Genomic DNA, 14886 nt, shown 5'->3' on the forward strand with positions numbered 1-14886 from the left:
CCATGTAGCGGCTGCCCGGGCCAAATGATATGATGTTTATTATTATGACGTGTAAACAATTCCTATCCAAACAATGCCAGTTGTGTTATTTCAGGCTCCGGTTGTTTCTTTTGCTTTTTACCTTCGGTTGTTTCTACCGGTTTATCGTTTTCATAATAATGATTCACGCGCGTTATTGAGGTTCCGGTAATACGTTCAACGCCTTCGTTGTTAATTTTTTTATGAATGGTCAGCTGGCAATTGATCACTGATCCGTTTTTGAATTGTACTTTCCCGGATTGTACCAGCTTTTTAAATTCTTTTGATTCCATGATAAAGGAACGCGGTTTTCCGTTATACATGCCTACCCATTTGTAATTACTTTTTTTCAATACCGGTGCAATAATTTCAATTTCCACGTCGTTCACTTCTTCAGGCTCCAGTTCATCAGTAGTTAAAATATACTTTTCAAACTGCATTCTTGTTACGGTGTTTTCCCGGGTTATTTTTAACCGTTCTTCATCCACCGCCGTAAACTGTACGCCAGTGATTTTGGGGTAGCGGGATAGCAATTCAAAGAAATTGGAGCGGCGCTTTTTAATGATATTGCTGGCATCCAGGTTGCTACAGCTCTGTTGCATTTGCCGGATGCGCTTTTCAATCTGTGGTTTCAGTTTTTCATTTTCAGGATCGCAGATCCGGGGCGATTGTTGTACCGCTTCAATAATATGCTGAACTTCCGTAGCTACCGGCGCTGCAAGGGGAGTGCTAATGGCCGCTACCAGGGTAGCGGTTGCAATGGTAACGGCAACGGGGGCGGTTTTGTTTTCCTTTTTTAAAGCTACTTTAAAGCGGCGGCAAAATCCTTTTTCGGCCAGGGGTACGGTTTCTATATAAATACTGAGGCGCAAGCGGAGTGCTACTTCACGCATCAGCGCCAATAATTCATATTCGCATTTATTCTGAATCAGCGCATCCATGAAATGCGTTCCTTCTTTAAAATAATATTGTACTTCTATACAGTTACTTTCTATGTAAACCCGTTCGTTTGCTGTGCTCATCCTGATGATCAAATGCTTTTTGCAAGGCCGCGAAAGTACGGCATTTCTTTGGGCAGGCAAAGGCAGGGTGTTGGGAAATAACAGAAAGAACGAGTACTAAAAAGCCCCGGTTATTCCGGGGCAGATTCTTTTGAGCAGCAAAACTTGCTTACTTCAATTTCCTTTCGTCAGAAACCGTTAATTTTTTGCGCCCTTTTCTGCGGCGGGCAGCCAGCACTTTACGGCCATTAGCGGTTTGCATACGCTTACGAAAACCATGAACCGTTTTCCGGCGGCGACGATGGGGTTGAAATGTACGTTTCATAATATCTTAATTTTTCACTTTTTTTGAATGCGCATGGGAGAACATGCTGATTTTCAAGTTCAACCACAGGACACCACTCCCGTTGGCTTGTGAAAGGACGGCAAAGGTAGGGAAAATATACCATTTGTGCAGATAAAAATCCATGCTATTTAGCAAGAACGTTATAATGTTAGCCACAGATACCTGCCTGAACGGCATGAATAAAAGTAAAACGAAGTTTCCGGTTAAACATATTTTTGCTTTGCCAGGTAGTCGTGGCTGAATTTCAGGCTTTCAAACATATCGCCCTTACTTACATCCTGCTCCACAAACCATTTCTTTAATCCTGCTTTTTTTCGTGCAGCAAAAATGCGGTCAAAGTCAATGGTGCCATGCCCTACTTCGGTAATATCTTTAGTGTTGGCTTCCATATCTTTTACATGCCATAGCGGAAATCGTCCGGGATATTTATCAAAATAGGCTACGGGGTCATGGCCTGCCCTGCTGATCCAGTAAAGATCCATTTCCATGTTTACATGTTGTGCAGCCGTATTGGTGATCAAATAGTCGTAAACAAGCGTGTTGTTATATTTTTCAAATTCAAAATCATGGTTATGGTAAGCAAATATAATACCAGCGCCGGCAGCCTTTTCTCCACACTTGCTTAACAGGTCGGGCAGTTTTGCGTACACCTCTTTGGTGCGTTCATTGGGAAATAAATAGGCACAGGCCATATACCGGGCCCCGATGGAATGCAGATCTTCCACTGCCTGATCCCATCCGTCTGTTAATGTTCCTTTTGATTTTTCCTGTAACCCGGTTGTATGGTGGGAGCTGATCACTTTCATCCCGGTATTGTTTAAAACGGATTTGAATTCGGCAGGGGATTTTCCGAAAAAGCTGCCATTATAACCATAAATCTCCAGCTCATTATAGCCTAATGCTACCAGCTTTTCCAACGTGCCCTCCAGGTCTTTTGCAACGGCTTCCCGCACGGAGAACAACTGCATGGCCATCATCTTTTTTTTCATGTTTTCTGCAAATAAATGAGTGGTATACAATCCTGCGGCGCCCGCAGCAATCGTTTTTAAGAAAAGACTTCTTTTCATGGCAAATCCGTTTTTAATATAAAATTGATTCCTGAAGTTAGCTGATATTCAGCAGATTTCAATCATCGGTACAGGAAAATGCCGGCGTTTTTAGCGCAGCTGTTTCAATTTTTTACAGATCGCCGATGGGGCTAAAGCTGTTAGGGAGGCGCTTTTATCAAAATATTGCCCTATAGAGGGCTGTGCTTGTGAAGACGAAATTCTGGTAAAAATAGCAAGCTATCAGGATAGACCATAAAAGCGCTGTTTTGTTACAAACGCTGAATGCCTGAACAGGTACAGCAACTGCTTTATAACACAATATGCCTGCTGTTTACCGGGGCTCCAAAAAAAACGGAACCATGATTATCAAAGTCTTCAGTAGCGTCTGTGGTAAAAAACAGCCGGCTGCCGTTTTTACTACAGGTTTGTTCTGTTTCAGGGTGCCTTTGCAGGTAATCTTTCAGGCTTTTTGCCACCAGTTCACCCTGTGCTATCAGCTTTACATCAATCGGCAGGTATTGCTGTATCCTGTGTTTTAATAACGGGTAATGAGTGCAGGCCAGTAACACCACATCTATATGCGGCCCTTTATGGAACAGGGAATGCAGGTTCTTTTTTATAAAAAAATCTGCCCCGTGCGTATCTATTTCATTGTTTTCAACAATGGGTACCCACATAGGGCAGGCCTCCTGATATATTTTTGAATGTGGAAAAAATTTAATGATTTCGATCGGGTAAGATCCGGAAAGCACCGTGCCCAATGTTGCCAGGATGCCGATTTCGCCGGTCTCAGAATAATTGCCGATCACTTCCGTAGTAGGGCGAATAACCCCCAATACCCTTTTATCCGGGGCAATTTTAGGAAGATCATTTTGCTGAATGGTGCGCAGGGCCTTTGCGGATGCGGTATTACAGGCAAGGATGACCAGGGGGCAGCCCTGCTGAAAAAACCATTGCACACATTGAAGCGTATATTCATAAACGGTTTCAAAGGAGCGGTTGCCATAGGGCGCACGGGCATTATCGCCCAGGTAAATAAAATCGTATTGCGGCAGGGTCTTAACCAGTTCTTTTAAAACGGTTAAGCCGCCGTAACCGGAATCAAAAACGCCTATAGGCGCTTCTCCGTTTCTGATTTCTGATTTCTGATCTCTCATTTCTGACTTCTTCTGATATCCGCTCCCAGCGCCTGCAACCTTGTATCAATATGCTGATAGCCTCTGTCTATCTGTTCAATATTCTGAATTGTGCTCTTCCCTTCTGCGCTCAACGCGGCAATTAATAAGGCCACACCCGCCCGGATGTCGGGACTGCTCATCGTAATGCCGCGCAGGTTCTGTTCGCGTCCCAGGCCAATAACTACAGCACGATGCGGATCACAAAGAATAATCTGGGCGCCCATCTCGATCAGTTTGTCTACAAAGAACAGGCGGCTTTCAAACATTTTCTGGTGAATCAGCACACTGCCATGTGCCTGGATGGCTGTTACCAGTACAATGCTCAGCAGATCCGGTGTGAACCCGGGCCAGGGGTGATCATAGATTGTTAACACCCCCCCATCGAAATATTTTTGTATGGTATAGCTTTCCTGCGTAGGAACATGAATGTCGTCTCCGGTTATTTCCAACTGAATGCCTAATTGTTCAAACCGGTTGGGAATAACGCCCAGATCCGGCACGCTTACATTTTTGATCAGGATATCGCTCTGCGTCATGGCTGCAAGGCCAATGAATGAGCCTATTTCAATCATATCCGGCAAAATAGTATGTTCTGTGCCGCTTAAGTATTCAACTCCTTCAATGACCAGCAGGTTGCTGCCGATGCCGCTGATCCTGGCGCCCATCCGGTTGAGCATTTTACAAAGCTGCTGCAGGTAAGGCTCGCAGGCAGCATTATAAATGGTAGTAGTGCCTTTTGCCATAGTGGCGGCCATAACAATGTTTGCTGTGCCTGTAACAGAAGGCTCGTCCAGCAGCATATAAGAGCCCTTTAATTCCCTGGCCGATAAGTGAAAGAACCCGTCTTCCTGGTTATGGTTAATGTCAATCCCAAATTTTTCAAAACCGATCACATGCGTATCCAGCCGGCGGCGCCCGATCTGGTCACCACCTGGTTTGGGTATAAAGGCTTTTTTATAACGGGCAAGCATGGCCCCGGCCAGCATGACAGAACCTCTCAGGCGCCCGCTTTTTTTCCGGAAAGCTTCACTATGCAGGTAGTCAATATCCACATCTTTTGCTTTAAAAACGCAGGTGCTCCGGTCAACCCGGTTCACTTCCACATTCATTTCTGCCAGTAACTCAATCAGCAGATTCACATCCAGAATGTCCGGAATATTTTTTATGGTTACTTCTTCCGGGGTAAGCAATACGGCACAGATGACCTGCAATGCTTCGTTCTTTGCTCCCTGTGGAATAATTTCGCCCTTTAAACGGTTACCCCCTGTTACTTCAAATACATTCATAAAATCTCCTTTTAAACATTGATCGGCCCTCCGCCTGCGAAGATAAAGTTTAATCAGATTGTTGTTTATGAAATATAGTGAGGGGGCATAAAACAAATCGCATCCTGAGGATTCAATAAGCGGTCATCCGATAGTTCGGACCCGGCCAGAGTTTTGCCTCAAAAAGCAAAACGCGCGGAACTATTTACTATAGATAATCTCTATGATAATAGAGATCCACCCAAGCTATAGTGCAACCCTAATTACGCCGCAGGTGTTAACTGGAACGACCGTATAAATCCCGTTCCGAAAAAGTTAAGCCGGATGCCCACAATTTTACCAATGGGTTTATCAAACCGGTTTTCAAAGGCCGGATGATCATTGATCATTATTTTGATGCGGTTATCCTTTGATGCGCAACGCAGTTGAACCATACGGGTAAAATCGACCCCAAAAGCAGACAGGTCATTTGTTTTTCCATTGATGGCTTTTGACCCCAGCATCATATTCAGCTCGCCGGAGCAGCCCGTTTTCCCAAAAGGAATTAAAAGCACCCCATCTGTTCCCAGCACCACTACATTCGTGTGCAGGCAGGGCGAGTTATTACCGGAATAGGTATTCTGAAATTCAAGATCCAGCTGAAAATTATTGCTGTTTACATCAAATTTGCGGCTCACATTGGCCAGTGTAACCACCGGCGTTTCCTTAGGATCCAGGTGCAACTGGTCCAGTTCCTGCTGGTCCAGACCAATAAGTCCCGGTTTTTTAAAGATCTTTTCTTTTAAATAGATGGGCGCCGGGTCATGCGCTACCGATCCCATCCACCCATTGGATTCAATGTACAGATCATGTTCTTTCACAATAGAATCGTTCAGGATCAGTTTGGCCCTGTAGTAGCCCGGCAAATAGTAAGTGCTGGTATAGGTATGCAGGTCTTTGGCTACTTTAAATCTTCTCCCGGGATCCCAGCTCTGTTGTATAAAAACGCTATCCGCATTAGAATGAGCAGCATCATACTCAAAAACGACGGTATTGGGAACCCCCAGGGTTACCGGCTGGCTCGAAAAGTACACCTGGTTATAATTCAACTGTTTGAAGGATTTATGCAGGAACATAAAGCCGATAAGAAGGAACGCAATGGCTAATAATAAAAGGAGGAAAGCCATTTTGGGAAACGACCGCTTTTTTACAGGCGCTGGCGGTTGCTCCTGCTCCGTAACAGCAGCGGCAAATGACCGCCAGTTGGAAAAACCGGCAAAACGGGAAAGAGCATCCAGCGTGCCCAGGTTGGGTTTGCTGTTGTACCGCACTTTGCCCCAGATCCGCTTCAGGGTACTGGCGCTTAACACCACACCCGTAGCTTCAAACACCTGGTCGCCCAGGTTTTCAAAATCCTGATGTTGCCAACTGGCACTGCTGCCCCAACCCAGCTGTTGCTCAATCAATGATTTACACTTTTCTATAAGAAGCTGATTATCATCCATTTTTATTTGTGATGCGTCTTGAACAATCTTGAACAGGGTATGAATTTACAATTTATCGGAGCAATGGCAATTTTGGTGCATTCGATTCGCAATTTATTGCTTCTTAAATAAAGGATATGAAAAAAAGATATTTGTTGATTGCTTTGTTGAGCAGTTTCTTCTTTCAGAGCCAGGCACAGCCGGTTAAAACTTCCGACCAGTTACAACCCGTTAACCGGAATGTACAGAGCGGAAAGGACAAGAACCGCAGAACAATCGTTCACCTGGATGCACGCCCCGGTGCCGGCATTGCCTGGATAAAAGGCACCCGCTTTGCCACTGGTATTATTGAAGCCGATATAAAAGGAAAGAATGTACTCCAGGAAAGTTTTGTGGGGATTGCTTTTCATGGGGTGAATGATACGATTTATGAGGCCGTTTATTTAAGGCCGTTCAATTTCAAAGCCAAAGACAAACAGCGGCAGCAACATTCGGTTCAGTACATCGTACTTCCGGGGTTCGACTGGGCGTATTTAAGGGAAAAATTCCCGGGCCGGTATGAAAGCGGTTTGTTAACGGCTACAGATCCGGATGCATGGGTACACCTGAAGATCGTGGTAACAAAGGATACCTTCCGGGTTTTTATAAATGAGGATGCACAACCCTGTCTTACCATAAAGCGGCTGGCACATCATCATTCCGGTAAAATCGGTTACTGGGTGGGCAATGGTTCCGATGGCGATTTTGCCAACCTGAAAATTCAAAATAAATAAAAATGAACAGGAAAATCTGTGTATTGCTGCTGATTGTTTTACTGTTTAACGGCAGGATATATGCCCAGGCCGGTTTCTGGAAAACAAAGGAGGCCTATTTAGGGCAGGAACAACCTGGTGAAATTCCCCGAATTTTTGCAAAAGGCCTGTTGGTGGATTCCGGTTTTGCATTTTGCCGGGTGGCATTTAGCAATGCCGGGAAAGAGTTTTTATACACCTTTGGCCAAAGCTGGACGGATTATAAGGGAAGCGGTGTGAACCGGATCGTTTTTGATGGAAAGCAATGGGAAAAACCGGAACTGCTTTTTGTGGAATATTCAAAACCCACATTATCCCCTGACGGGCAAACACTCTATCTGGATGGGAAGGGAGGCGTATTGTGGCGATCGGAGAAAACTGCAGATGGATGGAGCCGGCCGGTTCAATACCTGGATCTGCCTTTTGGTTTATATAATTATATGCCCACCCTATCCGGTACAGTTTACGCAGGCAGCAACGGAACCTGGGGAAAGAAGGGGGATTACAACAGCTATCAGTTTTCGGTCTTCCGAATTACAGGTAAAGATACGGTGATCAAAAGTCTTGGAACACCACTAAACAAACCCGGCTTTAACGGTGACCTGTATATTGCTCCCGATGAAAGTTATATCATTATCAGTACCAATGAAACGCCCGCTTATGAAAGCGAATTGTACATCAGCTTCCGGAAAAAAAATAAAACATGGACGAAACCTGTAAGTCTTGGCGCTGCTATTAATGAAGGGAAGGCGCACCGCTACGGGCAGTATGTATCGCCGGACGGCAAATACCTGTTTTATACACAGGGTACCAGCGAAAAGGATTGTCATATTTACTGGATGCGATTTGATGGGTTGCTGAAACGGCTGAAAGCTGCTGCTGAAGCCGAATTGCAGTAAATGGCGTAATTACTATTCTTTATTTTAAAAAATTAAAATGAAAAAATTATTTTTTATTGCTCTTGTTTTATTACAACAATCTTGTTTGTATGCACAGAAAAAGACAGGCAATTCTCCCGGAAATTTTTTAAGGCCGGAACAATGGGAGGTTGAACCCGGAAAAGTGGAATTTACCGGCAGTGGTGATCAATCCGTTATGAAAATAACGAATGCCGGTACTGTTGCCCGTTTGAAGAATATTGAATTTGCCAATGGGATCATTGAATATGATGTGCAATTGCAGGAACCCGGTTTTGCAAGCATCTATTTCCGGATGCAGGATATGTTGGAAACGGAATGTTTTTACTTAAGGGGCGGGCGGGCCGGCAATCCCGTGGCGATGGACGCTATCCAGTATGCCCCGTTTTTAAAAGGCGTGAATCTTTGGGATCTGCTGCCGCAATACCAGGCGGCGGCTGAGTTATATCCGGACCGGCCGAATCATATTAAACTGGTAATTTCCGGTAAGAAAATGCTGGCTTATGTGAATAGCAGCCAGTGGCCGGCATTACAGATCCCGTTGCTGGAAGGAAATACCATCAAAGGGGCCATTGCTTTTGATGGAAAGGTGATCATTAGTCATTTGACAATAAAACCAAACGAAACCGAAGGCCTTTCTCCGGAAGCAGGCATGGACATCACCAACAATGACCCCCGTTACCTGAGGAGCTGGAAGGTAAGTGCTCCTTTTGAATTTCCCGTGGGGCAGGAACTGTATTCCAAATTATTACCGGACAGCACTGTGCAATGGCAGCCCATACACGCGGAGCGGGCGGGGCTGGTAAACCTGACCCGGTTGCTGGGCGGCGGCAATTATTTAAAAAGACAGGCAGTTTGGCTAAAGGTGGTTTTGCAGGTGAAAAAGGAGCAAACAAAAAAGATGGATTTTGGATTTAGTGATGAGGTGTGGGTATACCTGAATGGCAAAACCATTTATACAGATAAAAACCTGTACCCGGAGGCCATGCGGAAAGTGCCAGATGGACGGATCTCTGTTGAGAACGCGCAGTTTGAGCTTCCTTTAAAAACTGGTGACAATGAATTGCTGATTGGTGTTGCTAATAATTTTTACGGCTGGGGCATTATTGCCCGGCTGGGATCGATGGACGGGGTTGTAATAAAGTGAAGGTAAAATAATCAGGATCATTTTTAATAAGTTATTGATTATGAAAAAAAGTATCGGAATGTTCCTTACAGGATTAATCGTAATGACTGCATTGCATGCACAAACCTTTTATGTTGATCCTGTAAATGGAAGCGATCAGGCCGATGGCAGTTCTTCAGCTCCTTTTGCCAGCCTCAAAAGGGCTGCTGAGAATGTAACTCGTTACCAGGGTGATACAACTGTTGTTATTAAATTATTACCAGGTCTTTATGTGCTGGATGATAAGATCGTCCTTTCCAGAGAACAAAAGAATGCTTCATCGTCATTTATTATTGAAGCGGCTGTAATGCCGGATGATACTGGCTGGACGCCATCGGAAATGCCGGTCATTCAATCCCTGTCCGGGAATAATTCCACTACTCAGTTCCCGCATGCCGCAGGCTTTCTAGTGGCAACTAATAACGTTTCCATACGGGGATTAAAATTTGTTGGAAATGCCAACCCGGCAACAAAATATTATTATCCGGTTACCCGGGAAGCAACTATTTATACCGGTCTGAATATTTCGCAATGTTATTTTGTTGGAGAAAGGAATTCGGCACCCATACAGGGTGCCATATGGGCGCACGGGCATGGTACAACAATTACGCATTGTATATTTTATGGCTGCAAAAATGCCTTATTGTTATTTAATGCGATCCGTAATTTTTCAGTTACGCACAGCATTATTTATGGCGCGTATGAAGCTGCTGTATGGTTCGGTCCCTATATTTCAGATTTTATATTTGAAAATAATATTGTTACTCAATGCAACTTTTTCTGGTTAAGGCCGGAAGGTACTTATCCTGCATACCGATTTTCCAGCTCGCTTATAGCAAATAATAAGCATTTTATGGGCGTCTATCTAAACTCCGGCGGTCTTGCGGAATCGGAAAACAGAAATCAGATTGAAATCAATATCCGCAAATCCGGATCAGTCACCCTTAACGAAGTTACATCAGACGGAATGCAAAAGGGCTATCTGAACCTTTCGCCGAATTCCGATGGCCACGGGTATAATGCAGGAATATTGACGACAGGGAATTAAGGCATGCTAATGATTGCAGCTTTCCGGAACAATGTGCTTCTAAGAATAAAGGTGTGTTTCGGATTACACCCCTCACGTCTTATATCTCCATATCTCACATCTGAAAGCTTCCTTCTAATAATACGGGCTGATCAGTATATAAATAATAGGCCCGGTTACCGCTACATAAAACCAGATGGGCCAGGTGATCTTTGCTATTTTACGATGACGGGGGTATTCCCCGATCAGCCCGCGGTAGGCGGTAAATAAAATAAAAGGAAGGATAATGCCTGCCAGTGGTATATGCGTGGCCAGGATAAAATAATAGATATAACGGATAGCGCCCTGCCCGCCATATTTGGTATCACCCGCCAGCAGGTGATGGGCAATATAGCTTACCAGGAACAGGATGGAAAGGACCATTGCCACCAGCATCAGCTTTTTATGACGTTCATATTTCCCGTTTTTGGCAGCAAACAATGCGATTACCAACAGCACCGCCACTACGGAATTGATCACTGCATTGATCAATGCAAAGATGTGTACATCAAACCCAAGGTTGACTTTTAACTGTACCCGTCCTAAGGCTACGACCACTGCAAATACAATAATGGAAAAAGTATATATTAAGATATTTGCCTTTTTATCATTTTTTGTCCACGAAGGCTTCAGCATTTTTTTTCTTTTTAAAAACGATCAGGAATAAGCCCACTGCTATTGCTGCTATCAGGAATACGAAGGCAAGAAAATTTATTTGTCCGGAAAGCGCCCCTTTTTCATTGGGTTTTTTCTCCAGTGTCAGCAGGATCAGGTCATTGGATAACCTGGCCAGTGAGGCACTGTCCAAACCATGATAGAATCCCCGGATCACCCGGCTGCTATCGATCAGCACAAAATGATCGGTATGAATAAAGCTGGTATCAACGCCCTTACCATCTACCAGGCCGATCTTCATATCGTTCAGCGCCAGGTCATAAATTGTTTTTTTATCCCCTGTTAAGAGGTCCCATTGTTCCGGGTTGATCTGGAAACGGTCGGCCCATTCCTTTAGCTGGTGCACAGAATCCCGCTCAGGATCAATGCTGAAAGATACAAATTGCACATCCTTATTGGTACGATCGCCCACCCGCTCTAAATTGGTAACAGATTGCTGCAGGCGCCTCATATTCATAGTAAGCCCCGGACAAATAGTAGGGCAGTGGGTAAAGAAAAAATCTGCAATGATTGTTTTTCCCCGGTATTTGTCCAGTGTAACGGTTTCTCCCAGTTGGTTGGTCAGCTTAAAATCACTGATCCGGTGCCAGGTGGTATCTGTAACCTTTTTGCCATCCTTTAAAAGGGTGTTTACAGAGTCCGGAAAAAAACGGGGCGGAAGTGTTACTACGTTGTCGCTGAAGTGTTTTACAACAAAGTAACAGGTAAGCGGTAAAACTATCGCTATGAGTAACCCGTATATCGCTTTTTTATTCAAACTGAGAGGTTTGTTCTTTTTGAAGGCGCAAAAATCGTAAAAAGCTTTTAAAGCGGCCTTATTTTAGAAGAATATATTTTCTTTAACTAGAACAGAAGATTGGCACATTTGTTAATAAAAGCCAGCCATTTAAAGTATTTTGTGTTACTTTTAAAATCTCTAAAACAATAGAATCATGAGCTTTATGAATGTAAAATCTTTCTTAGCCATAGCGCTGGGCTCTTCCCTCATCTGGGCCTGTAATTCAAATAATCACAACGCGGTAAAACCAGGGTCAGGCAGTGATTCCTCTTCCAGGCCGGTAGAAACAAAACCTCCCAACAGTGATTATAAACCGGCTTTTGAAGGGCAAACAAGAATAAAAGGAGTGCATACTAAAACGCCGCTAGACGTAAAAATAATAACAGATAGCCTTAAATATCCCTGGGGAATTGTAACGCTGCCCGACGGGCGCTTTTTAATTACGGAAAAGAAGGGAACCATGCGTATTGCAACCACAACCGGCCAGCTAAGCGCGCCGATCACTGGTCTGCCAAAAGTAGATGCAGCCGGACAGGGAGGCCTGCTGGATGTGGCTATTGATCCGGATTTTGCCACCAACCGTGTCATTTATTTTACATTTTCCCAGGATGTGCCACCGGGTACCCTTACGGCCGTTGGTAAAGGAATGCTTTCCCGGGATGAAAAAACGGTTGAAGGGGCAACGGTCATTTACCAGGCTACACCGGCTTTTGACAGTAAGCTGCATTACGGCGGAAGACTGGTTTGGGATAAGGACGGGAATCTATTTGTAAGCACGGGTGAGCGGTCCGATATCAAGTCCCGTCCGCAGGCGCAGCAATTAAATTCTGCATTGGGCAAAGTGTTACGCATTACAAAAGAGGGTAAGCCGGCACCCGGGAATCCGTTCCTCAGCCAGCCGGATGCAAGACCGGAGATCTACTCCTGGGGCCACCGGAATGTGCAGGGCCTGGCCATTAACCCGGTTACCGGTAATCTTTGGGAAGATGAATTTGGCCCATTGGGGGGGGATGAAGTAAACAGGATTGAGCCCGGCAAGAATTACGGATGGGCTACCATCACATACGGACTGGAGTACAGCGGCAAAAAGGTGGGGGATGGTATTACCCAAAAAGAAGGACTGGAGCAACCGGTTTATTACTGGGATCCGGTAGTATCTCCCAGCGGGTGTATTTTTTATACAGGTGATGCAATCCCTGAATGGAAAAATAATTTGTTTATAGGAGCACTGAGCGGAATGCATATTGTGCGCCTGGTGATTGAGAACAACAAAGTGACCGGTGAAGAGCGCTTGCTGGCAGATCAGCAGCAACGCTTCCGGGATGTGGTACAGGGTGCTGACGGCGCTTTATACGCCATAAGCGATGGCGAAAAAGGCCGGTTATTCCGTATCGGAAAGAAGTGATAGTTATAAGGTTTCAGTTATCAGTATCTGGTTCTGAGAGCTCAACACCGATAACTGAAGCCTGAAAATTGAAAGAACACATATTAAAGCAACTATTCAATGTATTACAAGCTGTTTACTGTTGCGGCTGCGGCGCTTGTTTTTTTATCCTGTAATAATCCGGAAAAGGCAGGTAATGATGAAGAAGGCTTATCGGTATTCAATGCAGACAGCCTCATAAAACATATAAAAGTGCTCTCATCTGACTCCTTCCAGGGGCGCAAACCTTTTACAGAAGGGGAAACAAAGACCATTGCTTATCTGCAGGGTCAGTTCAGGGCTGTTGGCCTGCAGCCTGGTAACGGGGAAAGCTATTTGCAGGATGTGCCGATGATTGATATTTTTTCACGGCCCGATCCGGTCATGCAGATACAATCCCCCAAAGCTGGTTTTCAATTAAAAGGGCTGGATGAATATGTTTTGTCTACCCCGAAAACCGACCCGGTGGTTAACCTGAAGAATACACCAGTAGTCTTTGCCGGTTACGGAGTGGTAGCACCCGAATACAACTGGAACGATTATGCAGGGCTGGATGTAAAAGGAAAAATAGTGATGGTGCTGGTGAATGATCCGGGATTTAATAACGGCGATACCACCTTATTCAAAGGTAAAACAATGACCTATTATGGCCGGTGGACCTATAAGTTTGAGGAGGCTGCAAGACAGGGTGCAAAAGGGTGTTTGGTTATTCATAATACTGCTGCGGCCAGCTATCCGTTCAGCGTTGTACAGAACAGCTGGAACACTTCAGAGTTACGGCTGGATAATATGGATGAGCCATTGCTGGATGCGCAAGGCTGGATCACAACAGAAGCGGCAAAGAAATTAATCGTAGCCGGCGGGCAGGACACCGCAATCCTTTCAAAGGCAGATGTACCCGGGTTTAAAGCTGTTCCGCTGAATATAAGCGTTTCCACCCGTATTCAAACAAAGGTAACGCGCAATCAATCGCATAATGTGATCGGTAAAATAACCGGCACAAAATATCCGGATGAATACATTCTTTACACGGCTCACTGGGATCACCTGGGTATCGGGAAACCCGATGCAACAGGCGATTCCATTTACAATGGTGCTGTAGATAATGCCAGTGGTACGGCTGCTTTGCTGGAATTTGCCCGCGCCTGGAAAAGTTTAAAAACGCCTCCCGAACGCACCATCGTTTTCCTTGCAGTAACCGGTGAGGAACAGGGGCTGCTGGGTTCTGCCTACTATGCAAAAAATCCTGTTTATCCCGTTTCAAAAACTGTTGGGGTCTTAAACGTGGATGAGGTTAATAATTATGGCAGAACAAAAGATATTATGGTAGTGGGGCAGGGACAGTCTGATATGGAAGATCTTTTAGCAGATGCTGCGAAAAAGCAGGGGCGGTATATTTCTTTTGATGATACACCTGAAGCAGGGCATTATTTCCGTTCTGACCACTTTAGTTTTGCAAAAGCAGGTATCCCCGCCCTGGCACAGGGCTTTGGCATTGATGTGGTAGGTAAAGGGAAGGAATACGGGCGAAAGAGGCAGGAGGAGTTCAATGCGCAACATTATCATGCGCCGTCGGATCAATATAATTCTGACTGGGATTTAAGCGGCGCAGTGGAAGACCTGCAGCTCCTGTTCCTTATCGGCAAAAAGCTGGCATATAACCATACCTGGCCGGGATGGAAGCCAGGTTCTGAATTTAAGGCAGAACGGGATAAGACAGCCAGTGAGCGGACAAAATAGTGCATTTATAA

General features: G+C 44.9%; 14 protein-coding genes. 6 read left to right on the plus strand and 8 right to left on the minus strand.

The window, feature by feature from the left end:
* Window positions 1-62: 62 nt before the first annotated feature.
* The 6 genes from A8C56_RS00345 to A8C56_RS00375 form a co-directional block, all read right to left on the minus strand.
* The gene (locus A8C56_RS00345) at window positions 63-1040 is read right to left on the minus strand and encodes a hypothetical protein (protein WP_067761365.1); all 978 of its coding nucleotides are present in this window, start codon (window positions 1038-1040) and stop codon (window positions 63-65) included.
* Between the two features lie 148 nt (window positions 1041-1188).
* A complete protein-coding gene (gene rpmH, locus A8C56_RS00350) occupies window positions 1189-1344 on the minus strand; it encodes a 50S ribosomal protein L34 (RefSeq protein WP_067750601.1) in 156 nt (51 codons plus the stop codon).
* A gap of 224 nt (window positions 1345-1568) precedes the next feature.
* Window positions 1569-2432, minus strand: a complete 864-nt coding sequence (locus tag A8C56_RS00360; protein WP_067750607.1) for a sugar phosphate isomerase/epimerase family protein — start codon at window positions 2430-2432, stop codon at window positions 1569-1571.
* A 290-nt stretch (window positions 2433-2722) separates the two neighbouring features.
* Window positions 2723-3571, minus strand: a complete 849-nt coding sequence (murI, locus tag A8C56_RS00365; protein ID WP_067750610.1) for a glutamate racemase — start codon at window positions 3569-3571, stop codon at window positions 2723-2725.
* Entirely contained in the window at window positions 3568-4878 is a 1311-nt protein-coding gene (gene murA / locus A8C56_RS00370) for a UDP-N-acetylglucosamine 1-carboxyvinyltransferase (RefSeq protein ID WP_067750612.1), read from the minus strand. Before murA ends, murI begins: the two co-directional genes overlap by 4 nt.
* Before the next feature lie 242 nt (window positions 4879-5120).
* Window positions 5121-6341 (minus strand): hypothetical protein, encoded by a 1221-nt coding sequence (locus tag A8C56_RS00375; RefSeq protein ID WP_067750614.1) that lies wholly within the window; start codon window positions 6339-6341, stop codon window positions 5121-5123.
* Between the two features lie 116 nt (window positions 6342-6457).
* Between A8C56_RS00375 and A8C56_RS00380 the strand changes: the two genes are divergently transcribed.
* From A8C56_RS00380 to A8C56_RS00395, 4 genes are read left to right on the plus strand one after another with little or no spacing between them, the layout of a single operon-like run.
* The gene (locus A8C56_RS00380) at window positions 6458-7093 is read left to right on the plus strand and encodes a hypothetical protein (RefSeq protein ID WP_067750617.1); all 636 of its coding nucleotides are present in this window, start codon (window positions 6458-6460) and stop codon (window positions 7091-7093) included.
* 2 nt (window positions 7094-7095) lie between these two features.
* A complete protein-coding gene (locus tag A8C56_RS00385) occupies window positions 7096-8010 on the plus strand; it encodes a hypothetical protein (RefSeq protein WP_067750620.1) in 915 nt (304 codons plus the stop codon).
* Window positions 8011-8047: 37 nt separating this feature from the next.
* Window positions 8048-9175, plus strand: coding sequence for a hypothetical protein (locus A8C56_RS00390; protein WP_067750623.1), 1128 nt, complete (start codon window positions 8048-8050; stop codon window positions 9173-9175).
* 40 nt (window positions 9176-9215) lie between these two features.
* Window positions 9216-10241, plus strand: a complete 1026-nt coding sequence (locus A8C56_RS00395) for a hypothetical protein (RefSeq protein ID WP_067750626.1) — start codon at window positions 9216-9218, stop codon at window positions 10239-10241.
* 114 nt (window positions 10242-10355) lie between these two features.
* On the opposite strand, the gene A8C56_RS00400 is transcribed toward A8C56_RS00395, so the two are convergent.
* Window positions 10356-10895 (minus strand): DUF420 domain-containing protein, encoded by a 540-nt coding sequence (locus A8C56_RS00400; protein WP_084489882.1) that lies wholly within the window; start codon window positions 10893-10895, stop codon window positions 10356-10358.
* The gene (locus A8C56_RS00405; protein ID WP_067750629.1) at window positions 10867-11691 is read right to left on the minus strand and encodes an SCO family protein; all 825 of its coding nucleotides are present in this window, start codon (window positions 11689-11691) and stop codon (window positions 10867-10869) included. The genes A8C56_RS00400 and A8C56_RS00405 overlap by 29 nt, the downstream gene beginning before the upstream one ends.
* A gap of 175 nt (window positions 11692-11866) precedes the next feature.
* On the opposite strand from A8C56_RS00405, the gene A8C56_RS00410 reads away from it, so the two are divergent.
* Both A8C56_RS00410 and A8C56_RS00415 read left to right on the plus strand, forming a co-directional pair.
* Entirely contained in the window at window positions 11867-13117 is a 1251-nt protein-coding gene (locus A8C56_RS00410) for a PQQ-dependent sugar dehydrogenase (RefSeq protein ID WP_245645697.1), read from the plus strand.
* Between the two features lie 99 nt (window positions 13118-13216).
* The gene (locus tag A8C56_RS00415) at window positions 13217-14875 is read left to right on the plus strand and encodes a M28 family metallopeptidase (protein ID WP_067750635.1); all 1659 of its coding nucleotides are present in this window, start codon (window positions 13217-13219) and stop codon (window positions 14873-14875) included.
* Window positions 14876-14886: the final 11 nt, after the last annotated feature.

This window comes from Niabella ginsenosidivorans, assembly GCF_001654455.1.
GTDB classification, from domain to species: domain Bacteria; phylum Bacteroidota; class Bacteroidia; order Chitinophagales; family Chitinophagaceae; genus Niabella; species Niabella ginsenosidivorans.